Annotated in this window: 18 protein-coding genes; 12 read left to right on the plus strand and 6 right to left on the minus strand. The window is 56.5% G+C overall.

The features are described 5' to 3' along the window. Positions 1 to 38: 38 nt before the first annotated feature. On the minus strand, positions 39 to 1,181 hold the full coding sequence (locus RDV48_03885) for a C39 family peptidase (protein ID MDQ7821917.1): 1,143 nt from the start codon (positions 1,179 to 1,181) through the stop codon (positions 39 to 41). Positions 1,182 to 1,345: 164 nt separating this feature from the next. Between RDV48_03885 and RDV48_03890 the strand changes: the two genes are divergently transcribed. Both RDV48_03890 and RDV48_03895 read left to right on the plus strand, forming a co-directional pair. Continuing rightward, a complete protein-coding gene (locus RDV48_03890) occupies positions 1,346 to 1,606 on the plus strand; it encodes a hypothetical protein (protein MDQ7821918.1) in 261 nt (86 codons plus the stop codon). Between the two features lie 75 nt (positions 1,607 to 1,681). After that, a complete protein-coding gene (locus RDV48_03895) occupies positions 1,682 to 2,239 on the plus strand; it encodes a DUF5706 domain-containing protein (GenBank protein ID MDQ7821919.1) in 558 nt (185 codons plus the stop codon). A gap of 48 nt (positions 2,240 to 2,287) precedes the next feature. Here RDV48_03895 and RDV48_03900 read toward each other — a convergent pair whose 3' ends face one another. Beyond that, positions 2,288 to 3,211, minus strand: coding sequence for a DUF3084 domain-containing protein (locus RDV48_03900; GenBank protein ID MDQ7821920.1), 924 nt, complete (start codon positions 3,209 to 3,211; stop codon positions 2,288 to 2,290). Between the two features lie 175 nt (positions 3,212 to 3,386). Here RDV48_03900 and RDV48_03905 point away from each other — a divergent pair, with 175 nt between their 5' ends. Further along, positions 3,387 to 3,806 (plus strand): secondary thiamine-phosphate synthase enzyme YjbQ, encoded by a 420-nt coding sequence (locus RDV48_03905; protein ID MDQ7821921.1) that lies wholly within the window; start codon positions 3,387 to 3,389, stop codon positions 3,804 to 3,806. Positions 3,807 to 3,849: 43 nt separating this feature from the next. Here RDV48_03905 and queA read toward each other — a convergent pair whose 3' ends face one another. After that, complete coding sequence (gene queA / locus RDV48_03910) at positions 3,850 to 4,881, minus strand: tRNA preQ1(34) S-adenosylmethionine ribosyltransferase-isomerase QueA (GenBank protein ID MDQ7821922.1); 1,032 nt, start codon at positions 4,879 to 4,881, stop codon at positions 3,850 to 3,852. An 88-nt stretch (positions 4,882 to 4,969) separates the two neighbouring features. Here queA and RDV48_03915 point away from each other — a divergent pair, with 88 nt between their 5' ends. After that, positions 4,970 to 6,280 carry a nucleotide sugar dehydrogenase gene (locus RDV48_03915; protein MDQ7821923.1) on the plus strand — a complete coding sequence of 437 codons (1,311 nt, stop codon included), beginning with the start codon at positions 4,970 to 4,972 and terminating at the stop codon, positions 6,278 to 6,280. A 3-nt stretch (positions 6,281 to 6,283) separates the two neighbouring features. On the opposite strand, the gene RDV48_03920 is transcribed toward RDV48_03915, so the two are convergent. Then, positions 6,284 to 7,396: a tetratricopeptide repeat protein gene (locus RDV48_03920; GenBank protein ID MDQ7821924.1), complete on the minus strand. Its 1,113-nt coding sequence runs from the start codon at positions 7,394 to 7,396 to the stop codon at positions 6,284 to 6,286. Between the two features lie 11 nt (positions 7,397 to 7,407). Continuing rightward, entirely contained in the window at positions 7,408 to 7,794 is a 387-nt protein-coding gene (locus RDV48_03925; protein ID MDQ7821925.1) for a hypothetical protein, read from the minus strand. A 151-nt stretch (positions 7,795 to 7,945) separates the two neighbouring features. Here RDV48_03925 and RDV48_03930 point away from each other — a divergent pair, with 151 nt between their 5' ends. The 8 genes from RDV48_03930 (at position 7,946) to RDV48_03965 (ending at position 14,616) form a co-directional block, all read left to right on the plus strand. Then, positions 7,946 to 8,191 (plus strand): DUF370 domain-containing protein, encoded by a 246-nt coding sequence (locus RDV48_03930; GenBank protein MDQ7821926.1) that lies wholly within the window; start codon positions 7,946 to 7,948, stop codon positions 8,189 to 8,191. Further along, positions 8,191 to 8,778 (plus strand): guanylate kinase, encoded by a 588-nt coding sequence (gene gmk, locus RDV48_03935; protein MDQ7821927.1) that lies wholly within the window; start codon positions 8,191 to 8,193, stop codon positions 8,776 to 8,778. Before RDV48_03930 ends, gmk begins: the two co-directional genes overlap by 1 nt. A 31-nt stretch (positions 8,779 to 8,809) precedes the next feature. Beyond that, a complete protein-coding gene (gene rpoZ, locus RDV48_03940; GenBank protein ID MDQ7821928.1) occupies positions 8,810 to 9,016 on the plus strand; it encodes a DNA-directed RNA polymerase subunit omega in 207 nt (68 codons plus the stop codon). Between the two features lie 219 nt (positions 9,017 to 9,235). Further along, entirely contained in the window at positions 9,236 to 10,660 is a 1,425-nt protein-coding gene (locus tag RDV48_03945) for an ABC transporter substrate-binding protein (protein ID MDQ7821929.1), read from the plus strand. A gap of 22 nt (positions 10,661 to 10,682) precedes the next feature. Next, on the plus strand, positions 10,683 to 11,285 hold the full coding sequence (locus tag RDV48_03950; GenBank protein ID MDQ7821930.1) for a GNAT family N-acetyltransferase: 603 nt from the start codon (positions 10,683 to 10,685) through the stop codon (positions 11,283 to 11,285). A gap of 49 nt (positions 11,286 to 11,334) precedes the next feature. After that, positions 11,335 to 12,456 carry a 6-bladed beta-propeller gene (locus tag RDV48_03955; protein MDQ7821931.1) on the plus strand — a complete coding sequence of 374 codons (1,122 nt, stop codon included), beginning with the start codon at positions 11,335 to 11,337 and terminating at the stop codon, positions 12,454 to 12,456. A 112-nt stretch (positions 12,457 to 12,568) separates the two neighbouring features. Beyond that, the gene (gene metK, locus RDV48_03960; GenBank protein MDQ7821932.1) at positions 12,569 to 13,807 is read left to right on the plus strand and encodes a methionine adenosyltransferase; all 1,239 of its coding nucleotides are present in this window, start codon (positions 12,569 to 12,571) and stop codon (positions 13,805 to 13,807) included. A 74-nt stretch (positions 13,808 to 13,881) separates the two neighbouring features. Beyond that, a complete protein-coding gene (locus tag RDV48_03965) occupies positions 13,882 to 14,616 on the plus strand; it encodes an HD domain-containing protein (GenBank protein ID MDQ7821933.1) in 735 nt (244 codons plus the stop codon). Positions 14,617 to 14,827: 211 nt separating this feature from the next. On the opposite strand, the gene RDV48_03970 is transcribed toward RDV48_03965, so the two are convergent. Then, the gene (locus RDV48_03970; protein ID MDQ7821934.1) at positions 14,828 to 15,406 is read right to left on the minus strand and encodes an HNH endonuclease signature motif containing protein; all 579 of its coding nucleotides are present in this window, start codon (positions 15,404 to 15,406) and stop codon (positions 14,828 to 14,830) included. Between the last annotated feature and the right edge of the window lie 80 nt (positions 15,407 to 15,486).

A 15,486-nucleotide genomic window follows, 5' to 3' on the forward strand; every position in this document is an offset into this window, starting at 1 on the left:
GATCTGGTCTGCACCCCGGAGAAGCACGAGGAAAAGTCTTAAGGAGAATAAAGGGGTCTGATGAGGTAGCCCACCCCCCCCCTGTCAAACCATGCTTTCGCAAACTCCTCGCGGTCATAGGTGACGGAGCCCCGGTCTTCATCGGCCCCGGCGGGATCGTTGCAGAGAGGGTTCCCCTTTTTATCAAAGCCCCTGATGACCATCACGTGGCCCTCAGACTGGGGAGTCATTGAGCCCCCGAGCTCTCCGGCCCCGAAGGACACGCAGGCGATGACAGGGGTGTCTCTTGCGATCCATTCCTTCACCTGCTCCCAGTTCCTGAAGCACTGCACCCACCCCTCGAAGCCATACTGGCTTGCCCCTTCCACGGCGCGCCACCAGATGCCGTACATCTTGTGGGAGCTGTCATAGAGGAGAGCCGCAACCTCTTTCGTGGGAAGGGAGACGCCCCAGTACTCCATTACCATGCTTACGCTCGTGGGAGAGCAGATATGGCCTGCTATGGAGCTCTCCTCGGCAGTCTGCGAGCGGAAGGGAACGGGGAGTGTCCTGTTCCACTGCGTGAGGGGAAGACTTGCCGGCGCCCTGCTCCTGAGGGGGAGATCCCTGTCCCCCCTCTCGCTTGAGCATGCCGCCGTGATGAGCCTTATCACGGGCGTGGCCTCTCCATTTTTTGAATAGAGGGAAAGGCGGAACTGCACGGTGGTGGCGCCTTTGGGAGCAACAAGGTAATCGACTTTCACGGCAGCCACTTTATCGCGGGTCAGAGGAGCCTTCTGCCGCGGAACCACGCCCCATCCCCCAAGAGAGAGCCATGACGACCATGGCCCCTCATCCCCGCGCACTCTCAGCTCAAAGAGAAAGCCGCATCCGGGAGGGCACGATATGTTGCACGAGGGAATGAGCTCCTTGAAAAGGAATCCGGCAGGCAGCTCAGAAGAGACATATTGCCCCTTTCTTGCGGCGCCTGTGCCCTCGGGAGCAAGGACCACGCCGCCCGCCTCCTCTGAAAACCCCGTATTCACAAAGGCGCCGGATGAGAACTCCCCGGGCGTCTGCAGCCGGAGGAGCCTGTCAACCGGTTCTATGAAGGTAGTGTTTTTTTTCATGGCAGCCCCAAGGAGCACAAGGAGCGCTGCAATGCCCAAAAGAAAGATTGCTGTTCTTGCAAGTATTCTCATAAATCCGCCAGAGCACGCACCAAGAGCTCCCCATGGAATAATTATGGTTTCATCGCGAGAATCCTTTTTGCATTTCCTCGCCGAGGCAGGACTTTCCATAAGATCAGTGCGAATTCATGCTATAATGGAAGAGGAACAATCACCGATGCCTGCGGGGGTGTGCCATGATTCATCATTATGACCGCTATGAAAAGATCCCGGTCCCGGAGCCGGGGGGCGACAGGATTTACTGCTGCTTTGAAGGCGAGGATGCCAAGATCGCCGAGATGATAGTCCAGTATCCCCAGGCGCTCTCCCTTATCCACCTTATCATGGAGGGCTACCTGGCCTGCGAGCCTGATGAGCGGACCTACTACTGGCGTGAAGCCACCGAAGCCGTCATCGAGTGGATGATGAAAAAGGGGCTTGTCGAGACAGTTTCCTGACGGAATGTGACAAATGGCACTGAAAGGGGTCTTCGCTCCTGCTATGATAGAGGCAAGGAAAGGAGTGTGGACCAGATGGGTATAGCAATGGACAGATCGTCCCATGAACCTCTCGCCGCCGATACGGCAGGCATCGATCTCAAGTCGGCCTTTGATGTGCTTCACTACAACCAGAACCTGGTGCAGTTCGCCGACAACAAGGCCAATAACCTCATCGTGATAAACAGCATCTTCCTCGCATCAGCCACTTCATTCCTGATGGGAGAAAGGGGAGCGGCGAAAGCTTTTTCAGGCTTCGAGGGAATCTTCCAGCTGGGGTTTTTTGTCGCCTCCATCGCCGCGATTTTCTACTGCCTCATGGTCATCATGACAAAAGGTGATTACTCAGAGAAGGCTGGCCGCACGGACCTCGTTTTTTTCGGTGACATCCTCGCAAGGAAAACTGCTGACAACTATGTCCACGATTTCACCAGGATAAAGCCCCTGGACATGCAGCGCGATATCCTCAGGCGTAATTTCTCCACGGCCCAGATCGCCGAGAGGAAGTTCAGCTTGATCAAGAGCGCCCAGAGCCTCACCCTGGCCTCGAGTGTCCTCTGGGTCATCACGATAGCCATGGTTTTCATGAAGTAACAGGGATGCGGCGCGATCCGCCTGCTCCGCGGGGCCTGGAAGCCTTCCTCATTTCAGCTCCAGATAGACTTCGAGAGGTCCCCTGTTGTCCACCGATTTCTTGGCTTTCACCACGACGGTGACCGTTTTTTTCATGGCGCCGATCTTGTCGATGGTCTGGAGGAAATAGTCCCTGTCAAGCTCGATGAGCTGGTAAGTCTTGGGATTTTCTATCATCCCCTTGCGGATGGCCTCGCCCTTTGCCTTGACGATAAGCTTGGCAAGGCTGGTAAAGAGCTCGCCCTTGTTGCTCGTGCCGTTGATTGATGCACTGGTGATCTCCTGGTCCTGGGAGAATACATTGGGCTTGTAATCGATGGGGTAAAAGCCCACGGCGAATTTATCCCCGAGAAAGGCGTACCCCAGGGGGAATACCATCACGATAACCTTGTTTTTCTTCTTGTCAATGAAGGTGGCAAGGTTATTCAACTCTTCCGGGATGTAGCCTACAAGCTTGCCGTCGCGGGGAAGCGTGAAATCGGCGCCCATGAGGTCGGCCACTTCCTTGCTCTTCTGCAGGGCGGCCTCGTTCGCATAGCCGAGCACTTCGCTTATCTGCTCTGTCACCGCCTCGTAGCCCTTGGTGCCGTCAACGACGGCAGTAAGTATCGGCTCTCTTTCCTTGTACACTACGCCGCTCACATCGGCCTGCTCAATGGTTCTTATCGTCTGGGTGGCCACCTCGGTCTTGAATTTCTGGAGGCCCGCGAAAAGGGTGCGCACCTCCCATGAGGAGAGGTAGGCGAAGAGGAGAGTTCCTGCTGCGATGAGGGTTCCGGTGATGGTAGTGATGAGTATGGAGGTATGGCGAGGCCTGAGGCGGAAAATAGAGAGCTTTTTCCTCCCTATGTAGCGGCCGAGCTGGTTTCCAAGGTAGGCAATGGCCCCCCCCAGGATTCCCGCGATGATCATTGTAATTATGAGCCGTACCATGGTGCACTCCGCAGGTGAAGTGCCCATGTTTTCTCTATGGCGCCCGATTTCCCTCTTTTTTTCTCATCCCCGGGGCCCTCACGGAAATATGGGGTGGAATGCCGGAATGAAGGAATTCCCCAGCCCGGGAAAAAAATGAATGAGGCTGCCCCCATCATGGTTCAGGAGGACTTTTATGAAATCACTTACTGAGTATCTCACCTTCAAGGTCCCTTCAAGGAGGGACTACCTCAACATAACGCCCACCGTGGAGGAGCTCGTCAGAAAAAGCGGCGTCCGCGAGGGGCTGTGCCTGGTGAACGCCATGCACATCACGGCCAGTATCTACATCAATGACGATGAAAGAGGCCTCATCCATGACTATGACGTGTGGCTTGAAGGCCTTGCCCCCCATGAGCCTGTCTCCAGGTATCATCACAACCGCACGGGGGAGGATAATGCCGATGCTCATCTGAAAAGGCAGATCATGGGCCGCGAAGTGGTAGTGGCGATCACGGGGGGAAAGCTTGATTTCGGGCCCTGGGAGCAGATTTTCTACGCGGAGTTTGACGGGCGCCGCCAGAAGCGAGTCCTGGTCAAGATCATAGGGGAGTAGCCTCTGGCAGGGACCTTCTTGATGCCCGGTGCGGTGATCCTTTCTAGAGAATAAGCATGGCGTCTCCGAGGCTGTATACCCTGTATTGCTCCCTGATGGCCTCCTGGTAGGCCTCCATCAGCAGATCCCTCCCGGCGAAGGCGCTTGTGAGCATTATGAGCGTAGAGCGGGGGAGATGAAAGTTAGTGATGAGGGCCTCCACGATGGAAAAGCGGAAGCCCGGGTATATGAAAAGGCTGCTCGGCCCTTCAGGGCGCCTGAGGATCGCCCCGCTGTCGTATGCCGACTCCAGGGCGCGCACCGTCGTGGTGCCCACGGCCACGACAGTTCTCCCCTCGCAGCGGGCCTCCCTGATGGCATCGGCCGTTTCCGCCGGGATGGAATAGTATTCCTCCTCCATGCGGTGCTTTTCTATCTCGTCGGTTTTCACCATGCGGAATGTGCCGGGGCCGATATGGAGGGTGATGAAGGCTTTCCGGAAGCCGCCCCGGCCGAGTTTTTCAAAGAGAGCCTCGGTAAAGTGGAGGCCTGCCGTAGGGGCGGCGACAGAGCCTTTCTCGCGGGCATAGATGGTCTGATAGCGCCGGTCATCTTCAAGATTCTTCTTGATATAGGGAGGAAGGGGAGTCCTGCCGCACTTTGAGAGGAGCTCCCAGAAATCCCCCTCGTAGTGGAGCTCCACCGTGGAGGAGCCGCCGGGACATCTTGCGACAACAGTGATTGCCAGGGCATGGCCCGGGACTTCCAGCCGTGTACCGGCAGGTACTCTTCTGGAGGGCCTCAAGAGGCCCTCCCAGCGCGTGTCTGTCAGGCGCCTTGTAAGGAGCACCTCCACTTTTCCGCCGCTCTGTTTCCTGCACATGAGCCTTGCCGGGATAACCTTGCTGCTGTTCATCACCAAAAGCGAGCCTGCCGGGAGCAGGGAGGGAAGCTCCCTGAAGGTGCTGTGGGAAATGGTTCCCTCCTTCCGTCTCACAATCATGAGGCGGGAGCAGTCTCTTTCAGGGAGCGGCTCCTGGGCAATGAGCCCTGGCGGGAGAAAGTAGTCGAATGCTTCAAGCCGCATGGTATTCATTACTATACACCACCATCTGCCTCAATCCTCCTTCTCTGCCTGAAAAGGAAAAGGCCCCCCGAGGGAGAAGTCATGAGAAGGAGGGTCTATGGAAGGTGCGCTCCGGGAAAAAATAGAGAAAAACCGCTTTATCCTCGGCATACTGGGCCTGGGCAGGATGGGTCTTCCCATTGCGATCAAGTTTGCCTCCAAGAAGGTGCAGGTCATCGGCCTGGACATCAATGAGTCGCTCCTTCGTTCCGTAAGCAGCGGCTCCATGCCTTTCAAGGAGGAAAACACGCAGCCCCTTCTCAGAGAAGCCCTGAAGAGCAAGAAGCTAGAAGTGACTTCCGACGAGGGGCGCCTTGGCGAGGCTGATGTCATCATAATATGCATCGGCATGTCGCTTGACGAGGAGATCCGCCCTGATTTCGCCTCCATAATCTCGGCCCTGAAGACCCTCAAGCCCGCCCTTCATGAGAGCCAGCTCATCATAGTGCGGAGCACCGTGTCGCCCGGCACCTGCGTGAACGTGATAAAGCCCTTTATCGAGGAGCAGACTTCGCTGGTGGTGGGCAAGGATCTCTTTCTTGCCGCCTGCCCTGAGCGTGTGGTCGAGGGGAGCGTGATGGAAGAGCTGGAGACCCTTCCGGAGATTATCGGCGGCGTTGATCCCGCAAGCGCAGAGCTTGCGGCGGCAGTCTTCGCAAAGCTGGGAAAAGAAAAAAGTGCCGTCCTGATGGACTCGACAAGCGCCGAGGTGGCCAAGCTCTTTTCAAACGTGTTCCGTTACGTGCGGTTTGCCATCGCCAACGAGTATGCCCTCATAGCGGAGCATTACGGAGTCAATGCCCACCAGATCATCAGCACCATCAACAAGGATTATCCCAGGGAGCATATCCCCCTTCCCGGTCCCTGCGGCGGCCCGAATTTCTCCAAGGACGGCTACTTTCTTCTTGAAAACGCCGCCATCCCCGATTTTATCCTGAATGCCTGGAAGCTCAACGAGAATATTCCCGCTTACATCGTAAAGCGCCTGAGAGAGCGTCTCAAGGAAAAGGGGAAGCGTCTTGAGGTCTGCAAGGTGGGCGTTCTCGGGATGGCCTACAAGGCCGAAGTAGATGATCTCCGGCAGTCTCCGTCGCTGCGGATGATTGAGATCCTGAAAAAAGCCGGTGCAAGGGTCTATGCCTTCGATCCTTTCTGCTCGTCAGACGGCCTGGATACCGTCCTCAAGGATGCCGATGCCGTGGTGCTCATGACCAATCATTCCGCCTTCAGGGAGATCTCCCCGGCCTATGCAAAGAAGCAGGCAAAGAAGGACTGTATCTTCTTTGATGCCTGGGGGATGTGGGATATGAAGGAATGGTCGAAGGAGAAAATGGACCTCCAGGTCTTCGGAGGCCCCCCCCTCTCCTGAGCTTTACCCCTTCCGGCACTTTTCCTCAAGCTTCTGGAGCTTTTCCCTGAGATACGAAAAATCATATTCAGCGGCTTTTTTAAAGAAGCCGATGGCCTCGTCCCTGAAACCCCTCCGGAGTGCTATCTCTCCAAGGGAATAGAGTATCTCCGGTGATTTGGGAAAAAGGGCAAGGGAACGGGCAAGATGGTCCCGGGCATTGTCCCATTCCCCCCGCTTCTGGTAGATTTTTCCCAGGTAGTAGAGGACCTCCGGGTTTTCGCCGTCACAGGCCTGAGATTTTTCAAAATGGGGGAAGGCTTCGTCGAAGTGCTCCTCGTAGAAGAGGCACTCGCCGATGTGAAAGTGGATGCGCTGCGTCCCGGGCGAGAGGACAAGTATTTTTCTGAAGAGGGGGAGGGCTTTGGGAAAATGCTCCCTGGAGAGATGGTACTGGGCAATGAACCAGTAAAGTGCCGCCGGGAATGCATTGACAAGCCCTTCCAGGAGCGTGCTCTTCTTTTCTTCCGGACCTGCGGGGGCCTGGCTCGGTTCGCTGCTAATGTTCTCTGGCTGGCTTGTGGGTGGGGCTGAAGAACCGTCTGCGGCCTCGGCAGGTGGAGAGAGGGCTCCAGGGTCCTTTCCGGGCTGCTCAAAGCCTATCAGGGCGTTCTCCAATGCATACATGAGCCATGCTCCACACAGTGAGCTTGAATAGAGGCCGTCACGCTTGAGGTCTGCAATGGCCTTCCCGCAGTCTCCGGCAAGCAGCGCGCAGAGAGACAGATAGTTCCTGGCAAGCAGGTTCTCTGGCGACATTTCACGGCACTGTGCAAATAACAGTGAAGCACTGTCATAGCGGTGCTCCATGAGGTCCGTTATGCCGAGAAAGAGATGGTGCGAAGGATTGCGGGGTCCCGCCTTCACTGCCCGCGAGTAAAAATCGCGGGCCCCGGTGCAGTCATTTTCAATGAGCGCGAGGGAGCCGAGCGTGGCCAGGAGCCCCTCATGATCAGGGTTCTTCTCCAGTGCTTCAGAGAGTATGAGCTTTGCCCTGGCATGCTCCTCTTTTTTAAGAGCTGAAGCGGCCCTGAAAAGGGCAAATTCAGTAGCGAGCTCAGTGAATAGTCCTGCCATGCTGCACCTCCTCACCAGTAGACCCACGGCCATGCGCTCCAGGCCACCCTGTGGCTTATCGCAAGAGCCGTCGCAATAAGGGAAAGAACAAGGATTTTTTTTCTGAGCCTTACGGTTTTCTCCACCCCGTCACTTCCGTCGTTGAGGCTTCGGGATTTCAGTGATTCCCTGTACCGCAGGAAAGAGCACAGGGTGATGAGGGATATCCCTATAAGGCCCCAGTTGTTGACGGGCTGCAGGGAAAGATAGAGCCATCCCAGGTAGGGGATGAAATGGAGGAAGCTCTGGGAGATGACCAGGATCCAGCACAGGAAAAAGAGGAGAAGCTCGATGAGAGCAAGAAGGCCTGCCGAGAGGGCAAGGGCGGAGATGACCACGTCCAGAAAAGAATATTTCATATGCATCACTTCTTTAGCAATTTTTCCTGGGCTTTAATATTCCTCCCTGAGGACCAGAAAGGAGGAAATTTCCCACAGGAAGAGAATGATCCTGAATTTCTCACAAGAGTGAGTTCCGGAGTCTATCCTCCAGGCAAGAGGTCAAGTCTATATGGTCTTAGGAATTGGATACGGAAATTTTGTTTCCATGGACAAGATTGTGGCCGTGGTGAGCCCCGACTCTGCTCCCATAAAAAGGCTCATCAGGGAATCTAAAAAGGAAAAGAAGCTCATCGATGCCACGGCGGGACACAGAACACGCTCTGTCATCATCATGGAAAACGGCCATGTAATTCTCTCCGCCAACCAGCCCGAAACAGTGGTGCAGAGGTGCAACAAGAAGGATAAGGAAGTCTGATGAAAGGCATCCTGTTCGTGGTGTCGGGCCCTTCGGGCGCGGGAAAAGGCACGATCCTGGAGACGATCCTCCGGGAGGCCCCCTCGGTAAGGTTCTCTGTGTCGGCTACCACGAGAAGCCCGCGGCAGGGAGAAAGGGAGGGAGTCCATTATCACTTTCTCTCCCGTGAGGTTTTCAAGTCCATGGCAGGGCGCGACGAGTTCCTGGAATGGGCTCATGTCCATGACGAATATTACGGCACCCCCCGCAGAGCCGTCGAAGAGTGTCTTGCCTCGGGAAATGACATGGTGCTCGACATTGACGTGCAGGGCGGCCTGCAGCTCATGGACCGTGAAAAGGAAGCGGTTTTCGTCTTTGTCGCGCCGCCGGATATTGCCGAGCTGAGGCGCCGTCTTGAGGGAAGGGGTACCGAGAGCGGGGAGAAGATAGCCCGAAGGATTGAAGTGGCAAAGCATGAGCTTACCTTTGTAGGCAGTTATGAATACTGCATCGTGAATGACTCGCTGGAAGAGGCGATTGCCTCGATGAAGGCCGTAATGACTGCCGAAAGGTTAAAGACAAAAAGAGGAAAGTACCTCTTTGTGTGAGAAGCAGAATGACAGGAGGGAGGAAAGACTGATGATAGAACCCAGTATTGAGGAACTCCTCGATAAAGTTGACAGCAAGTTCAGCCTGGTGACCATGGTGTCAAAACGTGCCCGGCAGCTTAATGACGGGTATCCCAGGATGATCAAGACGTCATCGACCAAATCGGTGAGCGTTGCCCTTGAGGAGATAGCCGCGGGAAATATTTCCTACAAGAAGAATAAGGTCAAGGAGGGATAAGTCATTGCCATCTATGGGATGCGCATTCCTTGCTTTGTGCTGTGGTGGCTTGGCAGCTTTTTCCTCCTTTGCACGATGCCTGTTTTTCCCCATGAGAGCATCGGCGCTCCAGATCGCTGCCTCAGTGATGCTTCCCTTTCAGCTTCTGAGGCTCCTTCCCCTGGAGGGGCCCTTATTTTTGGCGCTTTCGGCGAGGTAAAATTCCTCGACCCGGGGGTTTTGCAGGAGACCACCTCTGCCTCAGTGACTTCCAACATCTACGAGACTCTTGTGCGCTTTGACCGCAGGTCCTTTGACACGATCCCTTCTCTCGCGCTCTCGTGGACCGTCAAGGACTCAAGGGTCTGGACCTTTGCGCTCAGAAAGAATGTGAAGTTCCATGACGGCACCCTCTGTGATGCCTGGGCGGTGAAATTCAATTTTGACAGGCAGAGGGACCCCCGCCATCCCTTTCATTATCCTAGCTACGGGCGCTTCCATTGCTATGATTCCCTTTTCGGGAGCTACCGCAATGCTATCGAGAAAGTGGAGGTCCTCGATCCTTATACGCTGAGGATCGTGCTTCTTCAGCCTGACTGCATGTTTCTCAGGAAGATCGCCCTCCCCTATTTTGCCATTGTGAGCCCTGCCTCGGTGAAGAAATGGAAGGACGAGTTTTATCAAAATCCCGTGGGAACAGGGCCTTTCAGGTTCACCGAATGGAGAAAGCCGAGCAGAATAGTGCTTTCCTCCAACAGGGACTACTGGGGGAAGAAGCCCTTCCTGGACCGCATTATTTTCGAGCCTTACCGAGACCCTGTTTCATGCCTGAGGCAGCTTGAGAGGGGGAACCTTGACCTGGTGAGCCTCGAGGCTTACCACTCTGCCGATGACCTTAAGAACAGGGAAAACATCACCGTGGTGAAGCTCCCGCGTCTCCACCTCTGCTATCTGGCTCTCAACTGCCTGAGGTTTCCCTTCCAGCAGAAAAATGCCCGCCTGGCCCTTTCGTACCTGGTGAACAGGCAGGAGCTCTGCTCGAGAACCCCCATGATAGCCGCCTCTGCAGTCATCCCGCCCGGCATGCCGGGTTATGTGAGGCATGAGAGCTTTCCCTATAACCTGAAAAAGGGCAGTGCCCTTGCCGCGCAATGCCGATGGCCTTCCAGGATGGTGATGCTCTGCCCCGAGGGGAGCCTTCCCACCATGGCCGATCCTGGGGGAATTGCCCTCAAGGTGAGCGAATACCTCAGGAAAGGCGGGGTAAAAGTGACGGTGCAGAAGCTCCCCTACGGTGAGTTCGCCAGGAGGGTCCGTTACGGCGAGTATGAGCTTGCCCTGTGGGGAGCAATGGACGAGACCGGTGATGCCGATACGTTCCTTACCACGTCGTGGGATCCAATGAATGCAAGGCAGGGGGGGAGCAATGTCTGCTTTTACCAGAACGCTGAGATCGGAGAGCTCCTTGTGAAGGCCCGCAGAACGCCGGAAAAGGGAAAAAGGGCGGCTTGTTATAAAAAGATACAGGAGCTGCTTTTGGCAGATATGCCTATGGTGCCTCTGGGATATCAGTCCCAGGCAGTGGCTTTCCAGCAGCGGGTCAGGGATTTTTCCCCCCACCCTTCGGGGCTTTTCGTGCTCGATGAGGTATGGCTCGCCAGGTAAATCTTTGTCGAGGGAGGAAGCTATGGAAGTAATAGGGCTGACAAGTGAACATGCCGGGAGGATCCATGAGCTCGAGGCTCAGGTCTATCCCCCTGAGCTCACTGCCGGTGAAGAGGTGATAAGGAAGAATCTTGAGTCTGCAGTGGAGGGAAATGAGAACCTGAGCTGGGGCGTTTTTGATGGCGATACCCTGGTGGGATACCTTATCGCCTGGGTCACCGGGAGCCTTGTGGAGGGAAGGGAGAAGGAGGATGTCGTGCTGGTTGAGGACATTGCCGTGCTCCCCGGCTACCAGAGCGTCTTTTTCACGCTCCTTGAGGCCCTCGCGGAAGATGCCCGCTCCAGGGGTGGCGAGCTTGCCATTGAAGGCACCTCCAGAGAGGATGTCTTCAGGATATATACGCGCCACGAAGGCACTTTCAAGGACCTGGGCTATTTCATAGCGGGGTCTCATGAATACTGGGATGAAGAGATCCAGGAAACTATGGTGTGGGTCCGCTTTGAGCCCCTTGAAAGGGAGCCCGGTGACCAGGACAGCGATGAGCCCTCAGAGGAGGAAGAATCCCCCGGGGAGGAAGAGACCTCCGTGGAGGGGCGCGACGAGCCGCCGGGCCAGACTGCCTAGGAGCGCTCCCCTGCCCTGGTGATATTTTCCAACGGGAGAAACTGGAACTATGAGCAAGAAAGGTTTCCTGTGGCTTGCCCTGCTTGTGACGACCCTTGTTCTGGGCATTCTGATATACTTTTTCATCATGAGCCAGGGGGATCAGCCGCCTTCATCATCGACACCGCTGGGAAAACCGGGATTCAACCCGGGAGAGCTCAAGAACCCATGCGGCGTCGCCCTTGACGAGGGCGGCTTCATTTACGTGGCCGACACGGGGAACAACCGTGTCCAGAAGTTTGACGGCAAGATGAGACTTGTGCACATGTGGGGTGAGAAAGGCACCGACAACGGCCAGTTCGACACTCCCGTGAGGCTTGCCCTTGACAGCGCGGGGAATGTCTATGTGACTGACAGCAGCAACAACAGGGTCCAGAAATTTTCCCGTGATGGAAGGTTTCTGATGGAGATCGGCTCCCTCGGCCAGGAGACTGGCTATATGGCCCAGCCCACGGGGATTTTCGTTGACAGGAAAGGCAATATTTTCATCGCCGACACGGAAAACAACCGCATCCAGAAGTTCTCGCCCGAGGGCCAGTTTATCTTCACCTTCGGTGATTCCGGTTCAGGGGCGGGGCAGTTCAACAGCCCCTGGGACGTGGCCGTGGACTCGATGAACAACATCTATGTGGCTGACACCATGAACCACCGGATCCAGAAATTCAACCAGGAGGGCCAGTACATTGACCGCTGGGGCACCGAGGGCAGCGGGAAGAACCAGTTTGTCAAGCCCCTGGCGCTTGCCATAGACAGCAAGGACAACCTCATGGTGGTTGATTCCGGGAATTACCGCATCGTGAAGTATTCCTGCGGAGGGAAGTATCTTCTCGAGTGGGGGAGCAGGGGTTCGGGAGCCATGCAGTTCGAGGCCCCCGAAGCCGTCACCGTGGACTCTCAAGGTGATATTTACCTTGCCGACTCCGGAAATGACAGGATCCAGAAAATGGAGCGCTTCAAAGGCTTTGATACCCTCAAGAAGGGGTCGAAGGGAGGCCTTTTCACGAAACCGGCCCACTCTCCCACTGAGGAGGGCCCTCTCCCCGAGGGGTCATCTTCACCGGGAGCGCCGACGGATTTTTCAGCCCCCACGAAGCCTATGCCCACAGGCCAGCAGCCTACGGAAGATCTCTGATTTTTTCAGGAAACCAAGAGGAGTTCGCCGGTAGAGAGAGAATTATTAATGTTTAATTTCCGGGACCGGCGCCTCTATGCCGGGCGATTGTAAAGATGAGGAGGAAAAAGACATGGAAATGGAAAGATTCTTATTCACATCAGAGTCTGTGACAGAGGGCCATCCGGACAAGGTCGCCGACCAGATATCCGATGCCATCCTCGATGACATCATGACAAACGACCCCATGGGTCGCGTTGCCGTGGAAACCTTCGTGCATACGGGGTGCGTCCACGTCGGCGGGCAGATTACCACGCAGTGCTATACTGATATTCCCAAGATAGTGAGAAATGTCGTCCGCGAAATTGGGTATACCGAATCGGAGATAGGCTTTGATGCCGACACATGCGGCGTACTGGTCTCAATTGATGAGCAGTCTCCCGATATCGCCCTTGGCGTGAACAAGGCCTTTGAGTGCAAGGAGGCGAACGGGAGCAACAGCGGCGCAGCATGTGATGATATCGAGGGAACCGGAGCAGGCGACCAGGGTATCATGTTCGGCTATGCCTGCCGTGAGACCGAGGAATACATGCCTCTCCCCATCACGCTTGCCCATAAGCTCTGCCGGAAGCTGAGCTTCTGCCGCCGCTCGGAGATCCTTCCGTTCCTGCGGCCCGACGGGAAGTCCCAGGTCACCATCGAGTACGACCAGGCGAAGCCCGTAAGGATAGACAGCATTGTCGTATCGGCGCACCACAAGGCCTCCGTTGACACGAAGACCATAAGGGAGGGCATCCTGGAGAAGGTTATCAATGAAGTGGTGCCCAAGGACCTCATGGATGACAAGACCAAGATCTATATCAATCCCACGGGGCGCTTTGTCGTGGGAGGGCCCGTGGCAGACACGGGGCTCACGGGGAGGAAGATCATCGTTGACACCTACGGCGGCATGGCCCACCATGGCGGCGGCTGCTTCTCCGGCAAGGACCCCACCAAGGTGGACCGCTCGGCATGCTACGCGGCGCGCTACGTGGCAAAGAACGTGGTGGCTGCAGGCCTTGCAGACCGGTGCGAGGTGGCTGTTGCCTATGCAATCGGCGTCGCCCACCCGGTGAGCGTGTCAATCACCACTTACAACACGCACCATATTCCCAAGGAGAAGATCCTAGAGCTTATCCACAAGAATTTTGACCTGAGGCCCGGCGCCATCATAAGGGATCTGGGGCTGAGAAAGCCTATTTTCCGCCAGGTTGCCTGCTATGGGCACTTCGGGCGCCATGACCTCGATCTTCCCTGGGAGCGCCTTGACAAGGTCGATGCCCTCCGCAAGGGGGCAGGCCTTCCCTGTGGCGAGCCCGCCGGCGTGAAATAGGGGATCTGCACATGTGACAGCAAGAGGGGGCCTCGCAAGCCCCCTTTTTTATTGGCAGGGAGGCAAAGGCGGAAATGAAGGCAGAGCGTTTTTTTGACATCTTGTCGGGCGGGGGGGCTGCTGAGGCTTTTGAAGCGGATCCGGCGCCCCTCTTTGCCCTCATTCCCTCCCTTCAGGATGCGGCAGCCACCTCTCAGAACGACTATCACGCCCTTGACGTGTGGCGCCACAGCCTCAGGACAATGGAAATCATTGAAGAGCTGTTCCGGCAGGGCTTCGAGTCCTTCGGCAGGCAGGCGCCGCTTTTGCAGGGGATCTTCGTGGAGCCGGGCGGTGCCGTCACCAGGCGCATGGCGCTTCTGAAACTGGCGGCCCTCCTCCATGACGCGGGGAAGCCTGCAACGGCCGAAGAGCGCGACGGAAGGGTGAGCTTCATCGGCCACGAGGAAGAGGGGGCAAAGCTCGCGGAGCAGTATGCGCCGGCCCTCGGCGTCACGGAAGGGGAGAGAGAGCATCTTGCCCGCCTTATAAGGAACCACCTGAGGATGATACTGCTCCCCGAGCAGAAGAAGGTGACGGCCCGGGCGATAAGGCGCCTCATCCGTGACGCCGGAGATGCCCTGCCCGACCTGGTCCTCCTCTCCTGGGCCGATATCGAGGCCTCGGGAGGCCCCCTCATGACGCAGGAGAGGATTGCCCGCCACCACGCCTTCGCCCTGGAACTTCTGGAGAATGGGGACAGACTCCGAGAGCGTCAAATCGATTTTCTCCGAACCTGTCAGCTGGAAAAAGGTAAGACCGACACATAGAGCCTGGGGTCAAAAAGGCAGCCGCCAGTCTTGCAGGTAGGCAGGTGAATTCCTCTTCCTTCAAACACCCTGGTAATCATGGTGTGCCACTCCTTTTCTCTAATTCTGCTTTCATGCTACCATTCCATCGTGAAGAGAGAGTGAACCGCAGGTGAAGAAACAGTGAATTTCATAGATTCGTGATGAGAGATCCTTGAGAGAGAGAAATATTTCAGAATGCGGAAGAGCGGCCTCCCATGCCGCGGGGGAAGATGAAGGTGAGGCTGTGGGGTGCCGTGCCCCTGATGATGAGGTGCCCCTCGTGGAGACACCTGAGATGGTGCGCAATGCAGATGGTGGTGAGATTCCACTCGGTCGTGGGGCCTCCGTGGGAGCGGAAGATGATGTGGTGGGCGTTGAGGTTGCGCCGGCACCGGCAGCCTGGGACCTGGCACTGGTAGCCGTCACGGGCGAGCACGCGGTGGTGGAGGTCCCGCTTTTCGGGGAGGTCCCAGGCGACAAGGAAGGTATCAAGGAGAGCCTCGATAAAGAGGGCAAGCTCCTGCCCGCCAGGAGCGGCTCCTTCAGGTCTGCCTGCTTCCCAGAGCCTCACGGCGTGGTTCCAGAGGGTGATGAGGTCCCTTTTCAGGAAGAAGCGGATGAGGGCGCCCCTCTCCTGGGGGTTTGACCCGTAGGTCCCCTCTTTCGGGGTCTCTCCCGAGAGGATTGACAGAATCTCGGGGAGCTCCGGATGCTCCCCGCCCCCGGTGACCTGCCAGATGACGGCGGGGGTCTCCCCCCACGGAGCCAATGAACCTCCTTCTGTGGTTTCTTGCTGTGGTCGAGTAGGCGCCGGCCTCGCGGCCGGCGCCCCTCACAGAACCGTACGGG

The sequence above is a fragment of the Candidatus Eremiobacterota bacterium genome, from assembly GCA_031082125.1.
Taxonomy (GTDB): domain Bacteria; phylum Vulcanimicrobiota; class CADAWZ01; order CADAWZ01; family Ess09-12; genus Ess09-12.

Coding starts and splice junctions, on each gene's coding strand:
- metK (MDQ7821932.1), top strand. CDS start 12,569: ATGGAAATGGAAAGATTCTTATTCACATCAGAGTCTGTGACAGAGGGC.
- gmk (MDQ7821927.1), top strand. CDS start 8,191: ATGAAAGGCATCCTGTTCGTGGTGTCGGGCCCTTCGGGCGCGGGAAAA.
- RDV48_03950 (MDQ7821930.1), top strand. CDS start 10,683: ATGGAAGTAATAGGGCTGACAAGTGAACATGCCGGGAGGATCCATGAG.
- RDV48_03905 (MDQ7821921.1), top strand. CDS start 3,387: ATGAAATCACTTACTGAGTATCTCACCTTCAAGGTCCCTTCAAGGAGG.
- RDV48_03890 (MDQ7821918.1), top strand. CDS start 1,346: ATGATTCATCATTATGACCGCTATGAAAAGATCCCGGTCCCGGAGCCG.
- rpoZ (MDQ7821928.1), top strand. CDS start 8,810: ATGATAGAACCCAGTATTGAGGAACTCCTCGATAAAGTTGACAGCAAG.
- RDV48_03920 (MDQ7821924.1), bottom strand. CDS start 7,396: ATGGCAGGACTATTCACTGAGCTCGCTACTGAATTTGCCCTTTTCAGG.
- RDV48_03930 (MDQ7821926.1), top strand. CDS start 7,946: ATGGTCTTAGGAATTGGATACGGAAATTTTGTTTCCATGGACAAGATT.
- RDV48_03885 (MDQ7821917.1), bottom strand. CDS start 1,181: ATGAGAATACTTGCAAGAACAGCAATCTTTCTTTTGGGCATTGCAGCG.
- RDV48_03965 (MDQ7821933.1), top strand. CDS start 13,882: ATGAAGGCAGAGCGTTTTTTTGACATCTTGTCGGGCGGGGGGGCTGCT.
- RDV48_03915 (MDQ7821923.1), top strand. CDS start 4,970: ATGGAAGGTGCGCTCCGGGAAAAAATAGAGAAAAACCGCTTTATCCTC.
- RDV48_03955 (MDQ7821931.1), top strand. CDS start 11,335: ATGAGCAAGAAAGGTTTCCTGTGGCTTGCCCTGCTTGTGACGACCCTT.
- queA (MDQ7821922.1), bottom strand. CDS start 4,881: ATGAATACCATGCGGCTTGAAGCATTCGACTACTTTCTCCCGCCAGGG.
- RDV48_03925 (MDQ7821925.1), bottom strand. CDS start 7,794: ATGAAATATTCTTTTCTGGACGTGGTCATCTCCGCCCTTGCCCTCTCG.
- RDV48_03900 (MDQ7821920.1), bottom strand. CDS start 3,211: ATGGTACGGCTCATAATTACAATGATCATCGCGGGAATCCTGGGGGGG.
- RDV48_03895 (MDQ7821919.1), top strand. CDS start 1,682: ATGGGTATAGCAATGGACAGATCGTCCCATGAACCTCTCGCCGCCGAT.